Consider the following 18,432-nt stretch of genomic DNA (forward strand, 5'->3'; position numbering starts at 1 on the left):
CGCGATGCCGTACTGGTGCGCCGCGGCGGCCTAGTCGCCGCGAAAGGCCACGCGGGCGGCAAGAGCCGCTGTCGCGCACGATCGCGCAGGCCCGCCGAGCGGGCGTGGCGAGCATGGCAGAAATGATGGAAATCGCGCCAGACGGCGCCAGATGGTATCGCGCATCACTTCCCCCGGTTGACTCATGACTCAGGCTGACTTGGTACGGTCGGTTGACGGCAATGACCGCTTGATTTTGATGCTCAAAATCAAGCATGAAACATGCCACGGCGTGCCAACCCGGATGCCTGTTGAGGTCGCGCCCGATGGATGTCGCCGCGCCTGGTGCGCTTCGCACAAAACGTATCAAAACTGAAATGATGCCGCTTCAGATGCGCCGCGATCGCTGCAATGCCCGCCAAATAAGGCCTGGCGGGCGGTTCGGCAGCCTGCCGAACCATGAGTATTCCTCAATAAGCGAGCTTTTTTTCGTGGCATACCCACTCAAAAAGGCCGGTAAGCGGGGGTTGTATCAATTACGTAACATTTTGTAACGTTTTGTTTCTGCCGCGCGCCCGGTATCCGAACGCGCTCGACTGCGTGTTATTGGCCCGGCTGTCGCTCACCGTCAGCGGTATTTTCCTGGCCGGCGACGGCAAACGGTTAACTCTCGATTGACTTTGCCGGAAATCGCGCTCTCCGTTGGCGTGCCGGTCTTTTTTACTGCTTGCAAGACAGTCTCGGTCGGTGCGGGCGCTTGCCTCAAGCCTGTTGCTGGGCATCGAGTTGTTGTGCAAAACAGACGGCCGTCGGGATAGGTTTAGCGGCTTTTTTTCTGATGCGAGGCCAACGCGTCGGCGAGCCACTGCGCCACATCTCAATCGATTCCACGTCTTTCGTTATCAAAAATGAAACGTTTTCGCGCTATTGGCTGATTGGCAGGCCTTTTATTTTTTCAATTATTCAGTAATCACAACGATTTCCGTGCGCTGGCACGGTCTTCGCATCGGATATGGGCAACGGCGGCGTGTCGGCTGGGTAACCAACGGCGCGCCGGCTTCCGGAGTCACAGGACTGCTGTCGGGGAATCAGTGCTTTGACGCCGGAAAACTTTGATGCCTCGCAGAGCCGGCCATGCCGGTTCGCGGGTATCGAAGGCCGGGGCTGCGCGCACCGCTGGCACGGTGTGCGAAGCCAAACGCAGGCGCGGGCGGGTGGTCCGGCTGGACCGCTCGCCAAGCCTGGGGGCCATGCGGCAACGGCCCTATCGCAGTGCTCGGTCCCGCAGCGGGCATGTGTTTTGTACTTGAGTCAACAACTTCTTTCGCAATCAAGGAGCTTCAAATGCAAAAAACTCTTGACCTGGTCCGCGACTTTGCACGCGACGAAGAGGGCGTAACCGCCATCGAATACGGCTTGCTGGCCGCGTTGATCGCGGTGGCGATCATCGCTGCCGCGGGGCTTGTCGGCACCAATTTGGCCGGCATGTTCAACTATATCGCCGGTTTGTTGCCGCAGGGCTAACAGAATTGAGCCCAGCGAGTGGTCGTGGGTCCGGCTGTACACCGGGCCCACGCGGACACCTCGCAATCTGAGCAAAGAGGGGATGCCATGAATGCCTTCGAATTTCCTGTCGGGGCTTGCGTGCTGGGTCTGGTGGGCCTGGCGGCTGCCTGGGATCTACACGCGCGGCGTATCCCGAATTGGCTGGTGTTGCTCGGGCTGGTCGTGGCGCTCGCCGTGCAATGGGGTTTGCGTGGAGCGAGCGCGGGTATTGGGCAATGGCTCGGCGGCCTGGCGGTGGGCTTCGGCCTGTTTATGCCGATTTATCTGCTGCGCGGCATGAGTGCCGGCGACGTGAAATTGATGGCCGCCGTGGGCGCTTTCGTGGGGCCTGCCATGGCGTTGGAAATCGTGCTGGGCACCTGGGCGATCGGCGGTGTGCTGGCGCTTGGCGCCATCGTGCGCGAGCGGGCGTTTCGCGCCTCGGGCAGCAGCCTGCTGGCCATTTTTCTGAGCGGAACCAGCCGAGCGCGCTGGCACGCGGCGCCGGCGAGCGCCCACGCCAATGCGTCGATGGGAACGCTGCCCTATGCCGTGGCCATTGCGCTGGGCACCGTGGGAGTGATGTTCCTGCATGCCGCCGGCCACGTGCTTTGACGGCGCGACGCCGCGGGCAAGCAGTGCGGTGAAGTGAGCCTCCTGCAGAGAGGCACAGGCAGTAAGAGCATGGCCGCGCACGGCGCGGACAACCGGGGGAATGAACATGTCAGACATCCTGAAGCCAGTGCCGGGCGGCTCGGCCGACGTCAGCCATCTGCAAGATGTTAGCCGGGCCAGATTCAAGGGCGTGGATGCCGAATCCGGTCCGCTCGGGCGCGCGCCCAAGACCATCGCCGAGACCGGCCTGACGCAGAATTTCCTGTTCGAGCTGGTCGCCAAGAGCGCGCTGCTGGGCGGCAAGACCTCGCTCACCCAACTGGTTCAACGCCTCAAGCTGGGCATTGGCGTGCTCGATGCGGTGGTCGCTTTCGCGGTGCGCGAGCGCCTGCTGGAAATCGTCCGGCGCGGCGCCAACGACATCGACGTCGAGTTGCAATTGACCGACAACGGCCGGGTCCGGGCCGCCGAATTCATGGCCCGCTGCCGCTATGCCGGCCCCGCGCCGGTTTCGCTGGCGACGTATGAGGAGGTCATTCGCCGGCAGTCGGTCAGCCACCGGTTCGTCACCCGGCCGGCCCTGCGCGCGGCGTTTGCCGGCCTGGTCGTCAAGAGCGAATTGCTCGACGACATTGGCGGTGCCGTCAACAGCGGCAAACCGGTGATCTTTTTCGGCCCGGCCGGCAGCGGCAAGACCTCGCTGGCCGAGCGCCTGGGCAAATTGCTGCCCGGTTCGATCGCCGTGCCCTATGCGCTTGCTGTCGATAACGAGGTCGTGCAGATTTTCGACCCCCTGATTCATCAGCCTGCGCCGCCCGAAGAGGCGCCGGGCGCGGCCGATGCCCCGCTCGATACGCGCTGGCAGCGCTGCCGCCGCCCGGCGGTTATTTCGGGTGGCGAACTGACGCTCGAAATGCTCGAACTGCGTTATGACCCGTCGAGCGGCTTTTATCAGGCGCCGCCGCACGTCAAGGCCAACGGCGGCCTGTACGTGGTCGACGACCTCGGGCGCCAGCGCGTGGCGCCGGCCGATCTGCTCAACCGCTGGATCGCGCCGTTCGATCGCGGCCGCGACATGCTCACGCTGCATACGGGCACGCGTTTTTCGATGCCGTTCGATGTGTGGGTGGCCTTTTCCAGCAACTTCTCGCCCGACGAGCTTGGCGACGAGGCTTTCTTTCGGCGGCTCGGCAGCAAACTCTATGTGGGCGCGCTCGATATCGAGGCATATCGCCAGGTCTACGACCAGCGCTGCGCGGAGCTCGGCGTGGACTCCAGCGACGATGCCTTCCAGTTCCTGATTCATCACCTGCACATGCCTGCCGGGCGGCCGCTGCTCGCCTGCTATCCCGGCGACCTGCTGCGCATCGTGCTGGCCAGCGCGCGCTATCTGGAGCAGCCCGCACTGGCCGACCGGGGCAGCCTGCTGCGGGCATGGAACAGCTATTTCGCCGTGGTCGGCGATAACGACAATCTGCCGCCGCCGCATGGCGCAACGGAGTGGCCGGCAAAAAAGCTCGTGGCCGGCTAGACGGCCAAAAACGGTGAGCGGCAGGGCGCCTGGCGGGATCGACAAGGGGAAAGCATCATGAAAAACGTACGCGCGTTGGTGACGCTGCTGATCGCGGCACTGGCCGGTCTGGCGGCCGTGGCGATGGCTTCGCGTTGGCTGCTGGAGAAATCGTCGGCCATGACGACCCAGATCGCGGTTGCCGCGGTCGATATCAATTTGGGGCAGCGGCTCAACCCCGAGTTCATCAAGATGGTCGCCTGGCCCTCCGGCAGCATGCCGCCGGGGGCCTTTACCGACGCGGCGAAACTCGATGGCCGGGTGCTGCGCAGCAGCATGCTGCGCGGCGAACCGATCCTGGCCGGCAAGCTGACGCCGATCGGCACCAAGGGCGGCCTCTCGGCGGTGATCCCGGACGGCCGGCGCGCGATCACCGTACGCGTCAACGATGTGATCGGGGTAGCCGGTTTCGCCTTGCCCGGCAACTATGTCGACATCATCGTCAACACGCAAAAAGACGGCAACAACAACGCCAATAAGGACGCCAGCATCTCCAAGATTGTCCTCGAAAAAATCCTGGTGCTGGCCGTCGCGCAGGAGGTCAATCGCGACGAAACCAAACCCAAGGTGGTCAACGCGGTGACGCTGGAGGTCACGCCGGAACAGGCCGAGAAGCTCGATCTGGCGCGCAGCGTCGGCACCCTGTCGCTGGTATTGCGCAATCAAACCGATCCGAATCCGGTCGCGCCGGTGGGGGTCACCAAGGACATGCTGCTGGGCGAGAAGCCGGTACCGGCTGCGGCACCGGCCGACAAGAAGGCGCCGAGGGTCGCGCTCAGACGTGTCGCCGCGCAGCGCGGCGACTGTGTGGGCGTGATCGACGGCGTCAATAGCAGCAAAGAGTGCTTCTGAGCGCGTCGCCGCGATGCCGGACGGCAGCAATTTACCGGGGGAACAAAATGGACCGCATTGATCATCTTCGTTGGAGCAGCCACGCCAACGGTCGGCACGGCGAGCGGCGCTTCGGCTGGCGGGCGGCGGCATGCATGGCGCTGTGCGCCGGGCTCGCGGCGACGCAGGCTGCCGCGCAAACCCTGGCGATGGCCGCTGCCGAGCCGTCGCAACGCACGGAAGTCGTGCGCCCGGGCCAAGTGCAGGTAACCGTGGGCTTGCCGCGCGCGCCGGAGCGCCCGGTAAGCCTGAAGGGCCCGAATTGCGTGGGCGACTTGCGCGAGCACACGCAGGTGTCGGTGCCGGTCGGAAAATCGACCATCGTGACCCTGCCCGAGGCGGTGCGCAATCGCACGGTGGGCAATCCGAACATTCTTCAGGCCATGCTGGTGTCGCCGCGCGAACTCTATTTGCTCGGCATGAGCCTCGGCTCGACCAATATGATCGTGCAGGGCCGCAGCGGCGCCTGTTCGGTGATCGATGTCGAAGTCGGCGCTGATCCGGCGGGCGTGCAGGCGGCGCTGGCCAGGCTGATGCCGGAAGAAAAGGATATCCATGTGTCGGCCGCTGCCGACAGCCTGGTGCTGGCCGGCACCGTGTCGGATGCGCTCGCTGCACAACGTGTCGTGGAAATTGCCAGCGCGTTTGTGCGACGCGAAACTGCAAAAGACGTACCGACGGCTAGCTGCAAACAATTGGGTAATTGCATGTCGACACCAGACGAAAAGGTGGCGGCAGCACCGTCACCCAACGGAGACAATGTCCGCATCGTCAACATGCTCAGCATCGGCGCGCCGCAGCAGGTGCTGCTGGAAGTCAAGGTGGCCGAGGTCTCCAAGACGTTGATCGACCAGCTGGGTGCATCGGCCAATATCAATGGGGCGATCGGCAGCTGGAATTTCGGCCTGCTGGCTGACTTCCTGAGCGGCGCGACCAGCCTGATTTCCGCCACCAAGAACAATCATTTGCCGTTGAACCTGAATCTCGATGCCGAGAAACGCGACGGTCTGGTCAAGATCCTGGCCGAGCCGAACCTGATGGCGATCAGCGGGCAAACCGCCAGTTTCCTGGCCGGCGGCAAGGTGTTCATTCCGGTGCCGCAAAGCAACGGCACCGGCGGCTCGACCATCACCTTGCAGGAAGAGCAATTCGGCGTCGCTCTTAAATTCACGCCGACCGTGCTCGCCGGCGGGCGCATCAATCTGCAGGTCGCGCCCGAGGTCTCCGAGCTGTCGTCGACCGGCGTGACGCTCACCGCGCCCAATATCAACGGTAGCACGATCCTGCCGCTGATCACCACGCGCCGGGCGTCGACGACGGTGCAACTGCGCGATGGCCAGAGCTTCGCGATCGGCGGCCTGATCAAAAACAATGTGACGAGCAATGTCAACGGCTTGCCGGGGTTGGGCGAAGTGCCGGTATTGGGTGCGTTGTTTCGCAGCACGAACTTTCAGCAGGACAAGACCGAGCTGATGTTCGTGGTCACGCCGCATTTGGCCAAGCCGCTGGGCGCCAACTACCGGTTGCCGACGGATACCTTCGGTCAGACCAATACGCCGGGCGTGTTGTTGATGGGTGATATGGAGGGCAAGAAGGCGCCGGCTGTCGCGCCTGCGCCGGTCCCTGCCCAGGGGCCCGCACCGGGTACGCCGGCGACCCCGGCAACCGTCCCCGCGACGCCGGCAGCGGTGCCGCCCGAACCTCCGACGCAGATTGTGCCGCTACTGCCGGCGCCGGGCATGCCGCCGGCATCGACTCAGCAGGGATTGCCGCCCGGCACGGCCGCGACGACGATTTCGCGCACGGCCGCCAGGCAGGACATCGCCCAGGCGGGCCGACCGCCGGGCGCGGTGGGACCGAGCGATGCCCGGTCGCTGCCGTAGGCGGGATGCCGGAATGCGAGCGCCGCGGGCGCGCGCGAACAAACGATTGATTTCACATCGATGAGTTGCGGGGGATCCAATGAAAATTCTGTCGATATTGATACGCGCTGGCACCTGCGCGTGCCTCGGCGGCGCCCTGGCCGGGTGCTATACCTCCACGCCGCAATGGGACCGGCAGTTCGGCCATGCGGTGACCGAAGCCACGGCGCGCCAGACCCTTAACCCCGGGGCGTGGCAGGATCAGGCGCCGGTCGTGGGCATCGATGGCGTATCGGCCAAGCACGCGATCGACGAGTACCAGAAATCGTTCGTGCACCCGCGACAAGACGCCAACGCTTTCACGATCGGCGTGGGCGGGGCAAGCACGGGCTCGCGTTAGGAGAAGCATCATGCGCGCACCGATGCCACGCTATTCTGCCCGTCGCCTCGCGCGCCGCCGCAGGCAGGGCGGTGCGGTCGCAATTGTGGTCGGGCTCACGCTGGCGGTGTTGATCGGCTTTGCCGGGCTGTCGCTGGATCTGGGCAAGCTGTACATTGCCAAAACCGAACTGGCCAATGCGGCCGACGCGTGCGCGCTGGCCGCCGCGCGAGACCTCACCACCGCTCAGCCGCTGGCCACCGCGGAGGCGGCCGGCATTACCACCGGCACGAGCAATCGGGTGCTGTTCCAGAGCGAGGCAGTGTCGCTGTTGCCGGACGATAACGTCACCTTCAGCGAATCGTTTACCGGACCCTATCTGACCAAGGGCAATTTCACCACCGCCGATTTGCCCAAGGTCAAATACGTCAGATGTTCGGCCAGTCGCACCGGCATCACGAACTGGTTCATCCAGGTGCTCGATGCCGCCCTCGGAGCCTCGAGCGTATCGTCCACGGCGGTTGCCTCGACTACGCAATCGCAAACCACCTGCGCGTTGCCGGTGGGGATCTGCCAGGCGCCCAGCTCGACCCCCTATACGGTCGGCCAGTGGGTGGCCAGCAAGGTAGGCTCGAACAATCAGCTTACCGGCAACTTCATGTGGGTCGCCTATCCGGACAACCCGACCGTGCCGGACATGCGAGCGCTCCTGACCGGCGCGGGCGAGTGCAATCTGCCGACCCTGGGCACGGAGGTGGGCAAGACCGGCAACATCCAGAGCCTGGCGGCGGCCTGGAATACGCGCTTCGGCGTTTATCAGAACCCATATAATCCGCCGCCTGACCCGACCGGCGTGCCGGATTCCACGGGTTACGCCTACTCGCCGGTGACGCCCGGGCCGCAGTCGAACGCTTACAGCGATTTCGTCACGAGGCGGCTGCAACACGCACCCTATCAAGGCAACTCGGTGACGGGTCTCAATGTGCAAGGCGGCGCCAACGCCCCGCCGGCCAGCTATTACAGCAGCGGCACCGATCGCCGCCTGGCGCTGGTGCCGGTGATCAGTTGCCCGAGTTTGCTGAACAACCAAAAGGCACCGGTGCAATCGTGGGCCTGCGTGCTGATGCTGCATCCGATGGAGAAGAACATCAACGGCGCGCTCAATGGCAACGTCTATCTCGAGTACCGGGGCGACGCGTCCGATCCGAGTTCGCCTTGCGCGACCCAGGGCATTCCCGGCAGCAATACCGCCGGCATCGGGCCGCTGGTGCCCGTGCTGGTGCAATAGGAGACCCATCATGCGCAATCGGCTCGCACGAATTCGGCGCATGCGCGGCGTGGCCGCCGTCGAGTTCGCCCTGGTCGCGATTCCCATGGCACTGTTGCTCAGCGGGATCGTCGACTTCGGTTATGCCTTCTTTCAGTACAACACGCTGGCCAAATCGACCCGCGACGCGGTCCGCCTGTTGTCGACCTACAGTCCGACTTCCAGCGATTATCCGCTGGCCGCCGCCAAATGCTATGCGGTCTACGGCAACGGCAGCTGCACCGGTTCGCCGCTCGCCCCGGGCCTGACGACGGCCATGGTGGTCGTGTGCGACCCGGTCAACACCAGCGGTTGCGCCGGGACTTACCAGAACGTTCAAACCGACCCCAGTGGCGACACCATCAATCTGGTGCAGGTGAAGATCACCGGATTTGCCTTTACGCAACTGGTCGGTTTCTTCCAGATCAGCAATCTGGTCTTTGGCGACATCAGTTGCGTCATGAGGCAAGTGTCATGAATTCCCGGCTCCGTCACCGTCAAGGCATGGCCACTGCGGCGCGCCAGCGCGGCACGGCCGCGCTCGAGTTCGCGTTGATCTCGGTAGCTTTCTTTTCGCTGCTGATCGGCATCATGGAAATGGGGCGCGTGATGTTCTACTGGAACACGGCCGCCGAGGCCACGCGCCTGGGCGCACGCGTCGCGGTGGTGTGTGACATCGATTCCCCGGCGATCAAGACAAAGATGGAAACCATGCTGTCGATTCTGCAGGACGGCAACATCGACGTGACGTATTCGCCGCCGGGGTGCGACGTGACGAGCTGCACCGATGTCACGGTGAGCATCGTCAACGTGACGGTCGACACGCTGATCCCGTTCGTGCCGATCGACATTGCCATGCCCCCTTTTTCGACCACGCTGCCCCGCGAGAGCCTGGATAGCGTCAACGGGACCAACCCGACCTGCAGCTAGGTCTGAAGCCATTTGAGCGAGCAGAAAGACATGATCGACATTCTCGTGATTTCGTCCGATCCGGAGCACGTCACGGAGATCGAGAAAATCGTCGCGGCCGACGATGCGCACCATCGCCTGAGAACCGCATCCACCGGTCTGGCCGCCGTATTGAATCATCCGCAGAGCCTGGCGCAGACGGATTTGCTGATTTTCGACGGTACCCGCATGACGCCGGAAGATCTTGATTCGCTGGGCGCGATTGCCGCGCTGCGCTCCGATATGGCGTGCATGCTGATCGCGCTCGCGCCGTCGGCCGACCTGCTGATGCGCGCGATGCGCGCCGGCGTGCGCGACGTGCAGCCCTGGCCGATCGAGTCCGACGGCATGCGCCAGGCGATCCGGCGCGTCGCGCAAAAAGTCGCCGGCAACCGGCGCGAGGGGCAGGTGGTGTCGTTCGTGTCGTGCAAGGGCGGCAGCGGCACCTCGTTCCTTGCCGCCAACGTCGCGTTCGATGCGTCCATGGCGGGCCGGCGCACCCTCCTGTTCGATTTGAATCAGCAGTTCGGCGAGGCCGCGTTTTTGGTCTCGGAGCAGACCCCGCCGGCCACGCTGGCCGACATATGCGCCCAGATCGAGCGGCTCGACGCGGCGTTCTTCGACGCCTGCGTGCTGCGCGTGAGCAAGGACTTCGATGTGCTGGCGGGCGCGTCAGATCCGGCCAAGGCCAAGGAGATCAAGCCGGAGCATGTGCAGCGCATCCTGAACCTGGTGCGCCATCAGTACGACCTCATCGTGTTCGATGTCGGACAGAGCATCGGCAGCGTATCGATCGCCGCGCTGGATCAGAGCAGCACGATCTTCGCGGTGCTGCAACTGACGCTGCCGTATTTGCGAAACGGCCGCCGCATGCTGGAAATCTTCCGCTCGCTGGGCTACCGCAACGACAAGATCCGCGTGCTGGTCAATCGCTACGACAAGAAAGGGCCGATCGGGTTGACCGCCTGGCAGGAGGCGCTGGGGGTTCCGGTGGCCAGCCTGATCCCGGAGGACGCCGCGACGGTGGCCGACTCGATCAATCAGGGCGTACCGGTGCAGCGCCTGGCCAAGACCAGCGCGGTGGCGCGCAGCATCGACCAGATCCTCGGCGGGTTGTCGCCGCAGGCCACGCCGCGCAGCGGCATTTTTGGAAAATTATTCGCCAAGCCGGTGTTGAGCAAGGCTTGAGTGAGCAGGAGCCATGACCATGGAGAACGTGATGACGCTACGTGAGCAATTTCTCTTGCCGACGGATTCCCCCGAGTACGGACAGAGCCCGAGCAAACAGCGCATGGCGAGAAACGCCTACCAGCAACTGAAAAAGGACGTTCATCAGGCAATTATCGATCGGGTCGAACTGGAAAAGCTGCAGCGCCTGTCGAACGACCAGATCCAGCAGGAATTGGCCCGCCTGGTCGAGTTGATCATCGACGAGGAAGGCATCCCCATTAACGAGGTCGAGCGGCGCCACCTGGTGCGGGACGTCCGTGACGAAATGCTCGGCTTCGGCCCGCTCGAGCCGCTACTGGCCGACCCGACCATCTCCGACATTCTGGTCAACACGTCCAAGCATGTGTACGTGGAGCGGCGCGGCAAGCTCGAGCTCACCGATGTGACGTTTTACGACGACGCGCATTTGATGAAGGTGATCGAAAAGATCGTCTCGCGCGTCGGACGCCGTATCGACGAGTCCACGCCGATGGTCGATGCGCGGTTGCCGGACGGCTCGCGCATGAATGCGATCATCCCGCCGTCGGCTATTGACGGACCGCTGCTGTCGATTCGCCGCTTCGCGGTCAATCCACTGACGGTGCAGAATCTGGTCGATTACCAGAGCCTGACGCCGCCGATGGCTCAGGTGCTCGAGGCATTGTCGGCGGCCAAGGTCAACGTGTTGATTTCGGGCGGCACAGGCAGCGGCAAAACGACGCTGCTGAACATTCTCTCCGGCTTCATTCCAGCCGACGAGCGCATCGTCACCATCGAGGATGCGGCCGAACTGCAACTGCGCCAGGAGCACGTGCTGCGCCTGGAGACGCGCCCTCCCAATATCGAGGGCAAGGGCGAGATCACGCAGCGCTCGCTGGTGCGCAACGCGCTGCGCATGCGCCCGGATCGCATCATTCTTGGCGAGGTGCGCGGCGCCGAGGCGTTCGACATGCTGCAGGCAATGAATACCGGCCACGAGGGATCGCTGGCCACGGTGCACGCCAATACGCCTCGCGATGCGCTGACACGGCTCGAGAACATGATCGGCATGGCCGGATTGAATCTGACCACCAAGGGAACGCGCCACCAGATCAGTTCGGCCATCGGGGTGATCGTCCAGGTCGCGCGCCTGACCGATGGGCGTCGCAAGATCGTCAGCATCCAGGAGATCACCGGCATGGAGGGCGATGTGATCAATCTGCAGGAGATCTTTACGTTCAAGCGCGTCGGGCTCGACCGCGACGGCAAGGTGACCGGCTATTTTTGTGCGACGGGTGTGCGGCCCAAATTTTCCGAGCGCCTGGCGGCTTTCGGCGTGGCAGTGCCAGACGCGCTGTATGACCCGACCAAACAATTTCCGGTTTAGCGTCGTGCGAAGCGGTCGGCAACTTGAAGGGGCATGGCCATGAATCTTGCGTTCTATGGTTTTATCGTCTTGGTGTTCCTTGCCTGCATTCTGACGGCCGAGGCCGTCTATCTCTGGTGGCAAGGCCACCATAGCAGCGCCGTCAAGCGGGTCGAGAGCCGCATCCGCATGATGTCGGCCGGCGCGCACGGCAACGCCAAGACGCTATCGATTCTCAAGCAGCGGGAGTTGAGCCGCTCGCCGACACTCACCAAAATGCTGATGCAGATCCCGCGGATTCATGTGCTGGATCGGCAATTGGTGCAATCCGGCCTGAATCTGACGGTCGGCGGCTTGCTGTTTTATGTGGTGGTGCCGCCGCTTGGCATCTGGATGATCAGCTCGCTGGTACCGATACCCGGGCTGGCGGTGTTGAGTTTGATGGCGGTCGCCGCCCTGGTGATGCCGTTTCGCGTGATGCGCGCCAAGGCCAGGCGCCTGCGCCAGATCGAAGAGCAGTTGCCCGAGGCTGCCGACATGATCAGCCGCGCGTTGCGGGCGGGACATTCGTTCTCCACCGCGCTGAGTATCGTTGCCGACGAGATGCCCGCGCCGATCGGTAATGAGTTTCGCATCGCCTTCGATGAGATCAATTTCGGCGTGCCGCTCAACGATGCGCTGCTCGGACTGGCTACGCGCTCGCCGATCAGCGACCTGCGTTACTTCGTGATCGCGGTATTGATCCAGCGCGAGAGCGGCGGCAATCTGGCGGAGATTCTGGGCAATATCAGCCAGATCATTCGCAGCCGGCTTGCCCTGCTGGGCAAGGTCCGGGTGCTCTCGTCCGAGGGGCGCCTGTCGGCCTGGATTCTGGGGATCCTGCCGTTCGCCATGGCGCTGATCATTTCGATCGTCAATCCCAAGTTCTTGCGCATTCTGTGGACCGATCCCCTGGGGATCAAGATGGTAGGCGCCGCGATGGTGATGATGTTGTTCGGGCTCCTATGGATGAGAAAAATCATTCGCATCCATGTGTGATACGCGGCTTTAGCGCTCAATTTTCGCAGGAGGGGGATTCCCCACGTCGTCATGAGAATCGATCAAATCCTATTGCTGGCCGCGATCTTCGGGATCGTTGCGGTGTCGGTGCTGGCCGTCATCAAATTGCTGACGCCCGACACCGTGCGGCGGCGCATGACCCAGGTGGTCGACGGCGGATCACCGGATGCCGGCCAAACCGAACGCGCGCCCTGGGTGGAGACGGTGGTGCAGATATCGAAGCCGTTTGGCAAGCTCTCGATTCCCAAGGAAGGATGGGAGAACTCGCCGCTGCGCACGAAATTCATCAATGCCGGCTGGCGCGAGGCATCGGCGCCGGCGATTTACTTCGCTGCCAAAACGATCCTCGCGATCGGCTTGCCGCTGGTGTGCCTGGCGGTGGCCGGGCCGTATCTGAGCAGCGGCAACGGACGGCGCTTCCTGCTCGTTTTGCTGGTGCTGGCCGCAGTGGGCTATTACCTGCCCAACGGCGTGCTGTCGCGGCAGGTGCGGAGGCGGCAGCAGACCATTTTCGAGGACTTTCCGGATGCGCTGGATTTGCTTACGGTCTGCGTCGAGGCGGGGCTTGGCATGGACGCGGCGCTCACGCGAGTGGCCGACGAAATGCATATCAAGAGCCAGGCACTGAGCGAGGAGCTGCAGCTGGTGTTGCTGGAAATGCGTGCCGGACTGAGCAAGGAAGTCGCGCTACGGAACCTGGCATTGCGCACCGGGGTGGAAGACATCGACGTGCTGGTTGCGATGCTGATCCAGGCCGAGCGCTTTGGCACCAGCGTCGGTGAATCATTGCGGGTTCACTCGGAGAACCTCAGGCTCAAGCGCCGCCTGCGGGCCGAGGAAACCGCCGGAAAGATCGGCGTCAAGTTGCTGTTTCCGCTGATATTCTGCATTTTCCCGACACTGATGCTGGTCTTGCTCGGCCCCGCCGTGATCCAGGTGATGCGCGTGCTGGTGCCGACCCTGACCGCGCATGGCGCTGGCGTGGGGCCGTTATGAGCCGGCCCGCCAAGCGCACGCCAATCAAGGCCAAAGGCGGCAGGCAGACGGACATTGTCAAGCTGCGGTTCATGCTCGGCCTGAAGCTGACTGCGTTCAATCATTTCGTGGCGAACCGCCTGGGGTTGAGCGTGACCGATCTGAAGTGCCTGGAAGTGGCCTATCACGACGAGATGCAGCCGATCACGCCTGGCCGCCTGGCAAGATTGATCGGTCTGTCGCCCGCCAGCGTGACGGTCTCGCTCAAGCGCCTGGAAAAGAGCGGCCTGATTCGGCGCGAAATCGATCCGACCGACCGGCGACGGATTCTGCTGCGCTTCGTCCCGGCTCGGGTCGCGCTGCTCAACGCGTGTTACCAGGTTATCAACGAGCGGCTCGACAGCTTCGATGCCGCGCTGGCCGAAGACGAATTCGAGTGCGTCAGGAAGTACCTGTCCGGATTGCTCGATATTCTCGACAGTGGCATGCTCGAGGACGCCGAAAATACCGAAGAAGCATGACGACGACCGCAAGGCTTCGATAATGCGCCGGCCAGGCCCCGGGGCGGTCCGAGAAGGAGTCCGTGATGCTGGAAAATGAAGCTGCACCCGTTGCGATACCTCCGGCGCCCGTCGAGGCGCCCCACAGCAGCGCGCCCCCGTCGCCGGGAGCGCGAGAATTTCTTACCGAGCTGGCGTGCCGCAGCGCATCCGCGACGCTGCTGGGTATCTTTGCGTACGGCGCGATTCGGCAGTGGCTGGCTGCGCCGGCGCGCATTACCCTCGTACTGCTGGTCGTGACGGCGTGCGTCACCGTCGGGCTCTCGCTGTTCTCCAAGGTGCCGGCGAAGCGCGATTGGACGCCCATGGCATTTGTATGCTCGGTGGGCGGCACTTACTATTTTCTGGCCGTGCAACTGGCGCCCGGCGTGCACCTGGTGCCGGAGTGGGCTGGCGCTACGCTGCAAGTGCTTGGACTGGCCTGGCAATTGTTCGCCAAGGCTTCGCTGCGCCGCGCATTCGGCATTTTGCCGGCCAATCGCGGCGTGGTGTCCAGCGGGCCCTATCGGTTCATGCGGCACCCGATGTATCTGGGCTATTTCATGACCGATATCGGTTTTCTGCTGGTGAATTTCGATGTGCGCAATTGCATCGTGTACGGCGCGCAGTTCGCGCTTCAGGCGGGCCGGATCTGGCGTGAGGAGCGATTGTTGTCGGACGACGAGCAATACCGGGCTTATCGGCAACAGGTTCGCTATCGTGTATTGCCCGGATTGTTTTGAGGCCAGGCGTATAAAAGAAAAGGCCCGCCAGAGGCGGGCTAATGACGTTGTCGCAGTACCCTCAAAAGGACGTAAGAGGGTGAAAGGATTATCCAGCGCCCGAGCCGCCGGGCCAATTGGTGCTTGCCCGATTAGGGAAATTACCGGGCTGCGCGGCGCGATTGCTCGCGCAACAACCAGATGCTCCACACGGCGAGATTGAACGGCAGGGTGAAATACGGCCATGACAGCGCGCCGAACAGCAAACACAGCAGGCTCGCCGCAAACGCGCCGGCGAGGCGGGCCGGCACACCGAAACCGAACATTCCCAGGCCGAGTGCGGCGAGGAAGCTGTTGACGCCGATGCCGCCGGTTTGCGCCGCCAATGGGGGCCAGACCGGACCGAGCGCCGCGGCGCAGGCCCATACGAGCAGCGCGCCGAGCATGGCCCAGGCCGTGGCGCGTGTATCGCGCACGGCCAGTACGTAGCTCAGCAGCAAGCCCAGGGCCAGCGGCGCGACGAATACCACTTGACCGATCGAGCAAAACACGAAACCAAGATCGCCGGGCTGACAACCCGTGGCAAGTGAGTGGCGGTGGGCGAGACCCAGGGCGGGCGCCCATGCCATGGTGAGCAGCATGATCGCGACGAACGGCCCGGTCAGCGCCGGCACTCGCCGCGCGGCAAGCAGGTGAGTCAAGGCCACGCCGAGCATGGCGGCGAGCACCAGCCAGGCGGCCAATACGCTGGTGGCCTGGAACAGCGCGGCCAGCGCAATGCCTGTGAGGGCGCCGTTGTAACTGTATAAGCCCGCATGGAGAGGCTTGCGCGGCAGGCGCAGCGACCAGGCGGTGGCCGTGGCGACGACGCTGCCCAGCGCGCCGCCGAGCGCGGCGGGTGGGTCGGCCAGGACCAGAATGGCGAAGAACGCCATGCCGGTGAATACACTGGGCTGGAAATAAATTTGCGCCAGCCCGCGCCAGCACGCGCGCAGGAATGCATTGCCGCGCACGAGGGTGGGCCAGGAGATGCCGAGAGTACGCATCGCGCGCATGCCGAGCCGTCCGGCAGCCTACCGGGCGGGTTTGGCGCCACCCCAGCTGTCGCGCAGCGAGACGATGCGATTGAACACCGGCTTGCCTGGCTGGGAGTCGACCCGATCGGCCACGAAATAGCCATGCCGCTCGAACTGGAAGTGATCTTCGGGCTGGGCCTGCGCGGTGCTGGGTTCGAGGTAGGCCTGCACTACCCGCTTGGCGTTCGGATTGATCGCCTCGAGGAAATTCTTGTCGCCCGAATCGGGGTACGGGTCGGCAAACAGGCGGTCGTACAGGCGCACCTCGGCCGGCACGGCGGCCGCCGCGCTGACCCAGTGGATATTGCCCTTGACCTTGTAGTTATTCGACCCCTCGGTGCCGGATTTGCTGTCGGGGAAGTACTGGCAGTGCACCGCCGTGACGTTGCCGTCGGCGTCCTTGTCGGCGCCGGTGCATTCGACCACGAAACCATAGCGCAGCCGCACGCGATTGCCTGGGAACAGGCGGAAATATCCCTTGGGCGGCTGCTCGTTGAAATCTTCGCGCTCGATCCAGAGCTCGCGGGAGAACGGGAAGTGCCGCAGGCCCTGCTCCGGGTGATGCGGATGAATCGGCGCGGTGCAATCTTCCTGCTGATCGGCCGGGTAGTTGTCGATGATCAGCTTGAGCGGGTCGAGCACGGCGATCGCGCGCGGCGCAGCGGGATCGAGATCGTCGCGCAGCGCTTGTTCGAGCGTGCCCATGTCGATCCAGGAGTCGGCCTTGGCCACGCCGACCCGGTCGCAGAACAGCCGGATGCTGCTGGGCGTGAAGCCGCGCCGGCGCAACCCCACCAGAGTCGGCATGCGCGGATCGTCCCAGCCGTCGACGTGCCCTTCATTGACCAGTTGCAGCAGCTTGCGCTTGCTGGTGATGGCGTAGGTCACCTTGAGCCGGGCGAATTCGATTTGCTGCGGCAGCGGACGCTTGAACACGCCGGCGTCGGCCAATTGTCCGAGCACCCAGTCGTAAAAGGGCCGCTGGTCCTGGAACTCGAGCGTGCACAGGCTGTGCGTGATGTTCTCGATCGCGTCCTCGAGCGGATGGGCATAGGTATAGAGCGGATAGACGCACCATGCATCGCCGGTGCGGTGGTGATGCGCATGGCGGATCCGGTAGATCACCGGGTCGCGCAGATTGATGTTGGGCGAGGCCATGTCGATCCTGGCGCGCAGCACGTGCGTGCCATCGGGGAATTCACCGGCGCGCATGCGGCGGAACAGATCGAGGTTTTCCTCGACGCTGCGGGTGCGGAACGGTGAATCCTTGCCCGGTTCGGTCAGCGTGCCGCGGTTGACGCGCATTTCGTCGGCGCTTTGGCTGTCGACATAGGCCTTGCCGCGCTCGATCAGAATCTGCGCGTAGCGGTACAGTTGCTCGAAATAGTCGCTGGCGTAGTACTCGTGCTGGCGTCCATCCTTTTCCCATGCAAAGCCCAGCCAACGCACCACGTCGATGATTGCCCCGACGTATTCGGTTTCTTCCTTTTCCGGATTGGTGTCATCGAAGCGCAGGTGGCACACGCCGCCGTAATCGCCGGCCACGCCGAAATTCAGGCAAATGCTCTTGGCGTGGCCAATGTGCAGGTAGCCGTTGGGTTCCGGCGGAAAGCGCGTTTCCACGCGCCCCCCCCATTTGCCGGAGCGGTTGTCGTCTTCGATGATGGTGCGGATAAAGTTCGATGCCGCCGTCGACTCGTTGCTCATGCCTGTCCTGAATTTCAAGGTTAACGCGGCATTTTACCGTACCGGCGGCGGCGCGGCGCACCGATTCGGTTGATCCGTGGGGGAAACTTCTTGCCCGGAGCCGGTAAAACTCCTGATGTTGCGCGGGCTGTTTGCTCTGTTGGCGAGACCAGGCCTCTCGCTAACATGCGCGTCTTTGACTGCAAGCGAACTGATGCAAATGATGACACTCGACAAACAAGATCTCCACGAGGCCGTGGCGCGACGCATTCTCGAACCGGGTCAGGCCGCGCTGCTGTGGGCCTACCTGCTCGGACGCGACGCGCAGAGCGGCCCGAGCCGGGCGTATGCCGGTGCGGGCAAGTGTGCCGCGACTGTCCCACAGGGCCGCGGCGGCCGCACCGGGGCGCCGGCGGTGCCTGCGTTCACGGGCGTTTGTAACATCCGGTAAAAGGGATGGCGAGCGACTACGAGAATCGCTAATTTCTGCGGCAATTAAGCGAGAAAGGAGTCGAACGATGCGAGTCGTTAAATTATTGATTGGCGTCGCGCTGGTATTTTCCCTGGCGGCCTGTTCGTCGATGCGGCTGTCGTCGCGGCAAAAGAGCGTGGCCGTCGGCACGGTGCTGGGTGGCGTGGCCGGCGCGGTGCTGACCGACAGCGCACTGGGTATCGTCGGCGGCGCGGCGGTCGGCGGGATCATTGGGGCAAATCGGTAGGTAACGG

At 63.7% G+C, this 18,432-nt stretch carries 19 protein-coding genes; 17 read left to right on the top strand and 2 right to left on the bottom strand.

Annotated elements, in window-relative coordinates:
• Window positions 1-1,323 precede the first annotated feature (1,323 nt).
• From EPN80_RS01285 to EPN80_RS01355, 15 genes are all read left to right on the top strand, one after another.
• Window positions 1,324-1,503 (top strand): Flp family type IVb pilin, encoded by a 180-nt coding sequence (locus EPN80_RS01285; RefSeq protein ID WP_047214472.1) that lies wholly within the window; start codon window positions 1,324-1,326, stop codon window positions 1,501-1,503.
• Between the two features lie 87 nt (window positions 1,504-1,590).
• Window positions 1,591-2,139 (top strand): prepilin peptidase, encoded by a 549-nt coding sequence (locus EPN80_RS01290; protein ID WP_293022649.1) that lies wholly within the window; start codon window positions 1,591-1,593, stop codon window positions 2,137-2,139.
• A gap of 106 nt (window positions 2,140-2,245) precedes the next feature.
• Complete coding sequence (locus tag EPN80_RS01295; protein ID WP_293022651.1) at window positions 2,246-3,670, top strand: ATP-binding protein; 1,425 nt, start codon at window positions 2,246-2,248, stop codon at window positions 3,668-3,670.
• A 57-nt stretch (window positions 3,671-3,727) separates the two neighbouring features.
• Window positions 3,728-4,561 (top strand): Flp pilus assembly protein CpaB, encoded by an 834-nt coding sequence (gene cpaB, locus EPN80_RS01300; protein ID WP_293022653.1) that lies wholly within the window; start codon window positions 3,728-3,730, stop codon window positions 4,559-4,561.
• Between the two features lie 47 nt (window positions 4,562-4,608).
• Entirely contained in the window at window positions 4,609-6,483 is a 1,875-nt protein-coding gene (locus EPN80_RS01305; protein WP_293022655.1) for a pilus assembly protein N-terminal domain-containing protein, read from the top strand.
• A gap of 79 nt (window positions 6,484-6,562) precedes the next feature.
• On the top strand, window positions 6,563-6,862 hold the full coding sequence (locus EPN80_RS01310; RefSeq protein ID WP_293022658.1) for a hypothetical protein: 300 nt from the start codon (window positions 6,563-6,565) through the stop codon (window positions 6,860-6,862).
• 10 nt (window positions 6,863-6,872) lie between these two features.
• Window positions 6,873-8,129, top strand: a complete 1,257-nt coding sequence (locus tag EPN80_RS01315) for a pilus assembly protein TadG-related protein (protein ID WP_293022661.1) — start codon at window positions 6,873-6,875, stop codon at window positions 8,127-8,129.
• 10 nt (window positions 8,130-8,139) lie between these two features.
• Window positions 8,140-8,625, top strand: coding sequence for a TadE/TadG family type IV pilus assembly protein (locus tag EPN80_RS01320; protein WP_293022663.1), 486 nt, complete (start codon window positions 8,140-8,142; stop codon window positions 8,623-8,625).
• Window positions 8,622-9,077 (top strand): TadE/TadG family type IV pilus assembly protein, encoded by a 456-nt coding sequence (locus tag EPN80_RS01325; RefSeq protein ID WP_293022666.1) that lies wholly within the window; start codon window positions 8,622-8,624, stop codon window positions 9,075-9,077. Before EPN80_RS01320 ends, EPN80_RS01325 begins: the two co-directional genes overlap by 4 nt.
• 30 nt (window positions 9,078-9,107) lie before the next feature.
• Window positions 9,108-10,283, top strand: coding sequence for an AAA family ATPase (locus EPN80_RS01330; RefSeq protein ID WP_293022669.1), 1,176 nt, complete (start codon window positions 9,108-9,110; stop codon window positions 10,281-10,283).
• 13 nt (window positions 10,284-10,296) lie between these two features.
• The gene (locus EPN80_RS01335) at window positions 10,297-11,670 is read left to right on the top strand and encodes a CpaF family protein (RefSeq protein ID WP_293022670.1); all 1,374 of its coding nucleotides are present in this window, start codon (window positions 10,297-10,299) and stop codon (window positions 11,668-11,670) included.
• A 39-nt stretch (window positions 11,671-11,709) separates the two neighbouring features.
• Entirely contained in the window at window positions 11,710-12,687 is a 978-nt protein-coding gene (locus EPN80_RS01340; protein WP_293022808.1) for a type II secretion system F family protein, read from the top strand.
• 51 nt (window positions 12,688-12,738) lie between these two features.
• Complete coding sequence (locus EPN80_RS01345; protein ID WP_293022673.1) at window positions 12,739-13,704, top strand: type II secretion system F family protein; 966 nt, start codon at window positions 12,739-12,741, stop codon at window positions 13,702-13,704.
• Window positions 13,701-14,204: a MarR family transcriptional regulator gene (locus EPN80_RS01350; protein ID WP_293022676.1), complete on the top strand. Its 504-nt coding sequence runs from the start codon at window positions 13,701-13,703 to the stop codon at window positions 14,202-14,204. The genes EPN80_RS01345 and EPN80_RS01350 overlap by 4 nt, the downstream gene beginning before the upstream one ends.
• A gap of 65 nt (window positions 14,205-14,269) precedes the next feature.
• Window positions 14,270-14,965 (top strand): isoprenylcysteine carboxylmethyltransferase family protein, encoded by a 696-nt coding sequence (locus tag EPN80_RS01355; protein WP_293022679.1) that lies wholly within the window; start codon window positions 14,270-14,272, stop codon window positions 14,963-14,965.
• 140 nt (window positions 14,966-15,105) lie between these two features.
• Here EPN80_RS01355 and EPN80_RS01360 read toward each other — a convergent pair whose 3' ends face one another.
• On the bottom strand, window positions 15,106-15,999 hold the full coding sequence (locus tag EPN80_RS01360; RefSeq protein ID WP_293022682.1) for an urea transporter: 894 nt from the start codon (window positions 15,997-15,999) through the stop codon (window positions 15,106-15,108).
• 18 nt (window positions 16,000-16,017) lie between these two features.
• Entirely contained in the window at window positions 16,018-17,727 is a 1,710-nt protein-coding gene (locus EPN80_RS01365) for a glutamine--tRNA ligase/YqeY domain fusion protein (protein WP_293022685.1), read from the bottom strand.
• 193 nt (window positions 17,728-17,920) lie between these two features.
• Between EPN80_RS01365 and EPN80_RS01370 the strand changes: the two genes are divergently transcribed.
• Both EPN80_RS01370 and EPN80_RS01375 read left to right on the top strand, forming a co-directional pair.
• Window positions 17,921-18,157, top strand: a complete 237-nt coding sequence (locus EPN80_RS01370; protein ID WP_293022687.1) for a hypothetical protein — start codon at window positions 17,921-17,923, stop codon at window positions 18,155-18,157.
• Between the two features lie 67 nt (window positions 18,158-18,224).
• Window positions 18,225-18,425, top strand: coding sequence for a hypothetical protein (locus tag EPN80_RS01375; RefSeq protein ID WP_293022689.1), 201 nt, complete (start codon window positions 18,225-18,227; stop codon window positions 18,423-18,425).
• Window positions 18,426-18,432: the final 7 nt, after the last annotated feature.

It is taken from the genome of Pandoraea sp. (genome assembly GCF_004297875.1).
Classification (GTDB): domain Bacteria; phylum Pseudomonadota; class Gammaproteobacteria; order Burkholderiales; family Burkholderiaceae; genus Pandoraea.

What these genes read in the sequence shown, in the direction of transcription:
- EPN80_RS01285 (WP_047214472.1), top strand. Translation starts at nt 1,324, where the DNA reads ATGCAAAAAACTCTTGACCTGGTCCGCGACTTTGCACGCGACGAAGAG.
- EPN80_RS01290 (WP_293022649.1), top strand. Translation starts at nt 1,591, where the DNA reads ATGAATGCCTTCGAATTTCCTGTCGGGGCTTGCGTGCTGGGTCTGGTG.
- EPN80_RS01295 (WP_293022651.1), top strand. Translation starts at nt 2,246, where the DNA reads ATGTCAGACATCCTGAAGCCAGTGCCGGGCGGCTCGGCCGACGTCAGC.
- cpaB (WP_293022653.1), top strand. Translation starts at nt 3,728, where the DNA reads ATGAAAAACGTACGCGCGTTGGTGACGCTGCTGATCGCGGCACTGGCC.
- EPN80_RS01305 (WP_293022655.1), top strand. Translation starts at nt 4,609, where the DNA reads ATGGACCGCATTGATCATCTTCGTTGGAGCAGCCACGCCAACGGTCGG.
- EPN80_RS01310 (WP_293022658.1), top strand. Translation starts at nt 6,563, where the DNA reads ATGAAAATTCTGTCGATATTGATACGCGCTGGCACCTGCGCGTGCCTC.
- EPN80_RS01315 (WP_293022661.1), top strand. Translation starts at nt 6,873, where the DNA reads ATGCGCGCACCGATGCCACGCTATTCTGCCCGTCGCCTCGCGCGCCGC.
- EPN80_RS01320 (WP_293022663.1), top strand. Translation starts at nt 8,140, where the DNA reads ATGCGCAATCGGCTCGCACGAATTCGGCGCATGCGCGGCGTGGCCGCC.
- EPN80_RS01325 (WP_293022666.1), top strand. Translation starts at nt 8,622, where the DNA reads ATGAATTCCCGGCTCCGTCACCGTCAAGGCATGGCCACTGCGGCGCGC.
- EPN80_RS01330 (WP_293022669.1), top strand. Translation starts at nt 9,108, where the DNA reads ATGATCGACATTCTCGTGATTTCGTCCGATCCGGAGCACGTCACGGAG.
- EPN80_RS01335 (WP_293022670.1), top strand. Translation starts at nt 10,297, where the DNA reads ATGACCATGGAGAACGTGATGACGCTACGTGAGCAATTTCTCTTGCCG.
- EPN80_RS01340 (WP_293022808.1), top strand. Translation starts at nt 11,710, where the DNA reads ATGAATCTTGCGTTCTATGGTTTTATCGTCTTGGTGTTCCTTGCCTGC.
- EPN80_RS01345 (WP_293022673.1), top strand. Translation starts at nt 12,739, where the DNA reads ATGAGAATCGATCAAATCCTATTGCTGGCCGCGATCTTCGGGATCGTT.
- EPN80_RS01350 (WP_293022676.1), top strand. Translation starts at nt 13,701, where the DNA reads ATGAGCCGGCCCGCCAAGCGCACGCCAATCAAGGCCAAAGGCGGCAGG.
- EPN80_RS01355 (WP_293022679.1), top strand. Translation starts at nt 14,270, where the DNA reads ATGCTGGAAAATGAAGCTGCACCCGTTGCGATACCTCCGGCGCCCGTC.
- EPN80_RS01360 (WP_293022682.1), bottom strand. Translation starts at nt 15,999, where the DNA reads ATGCGCGCGATGCGTACTCTCGGCATCTCCTGGCCCACCCTCGTGCGC.
- EPN80_RS01365 (WP_293022685.1), bottom strand. Translation starts at nt 17,727, where the DNA reads ATGAGCAACGAGTCGACGGCGGCATCGAACTTTATCCGCACCATCATC.
- EPN80_RS01370 (WP_293022687.1), top strand. Translation starts at nt 17,921, where the DNA reads ATGCAAATGATGACACTCGACAAACAAGATCTCCACGAGGCCGTGGCG.
- EPN80_RS01375 (WP_293022689.1), top strand. Translation starts at nt 18,225, where the DNA reads ATGCGAGTCGTTAAATTATTGATTGGCGTCGCGCTGGTATTTTCCCTG.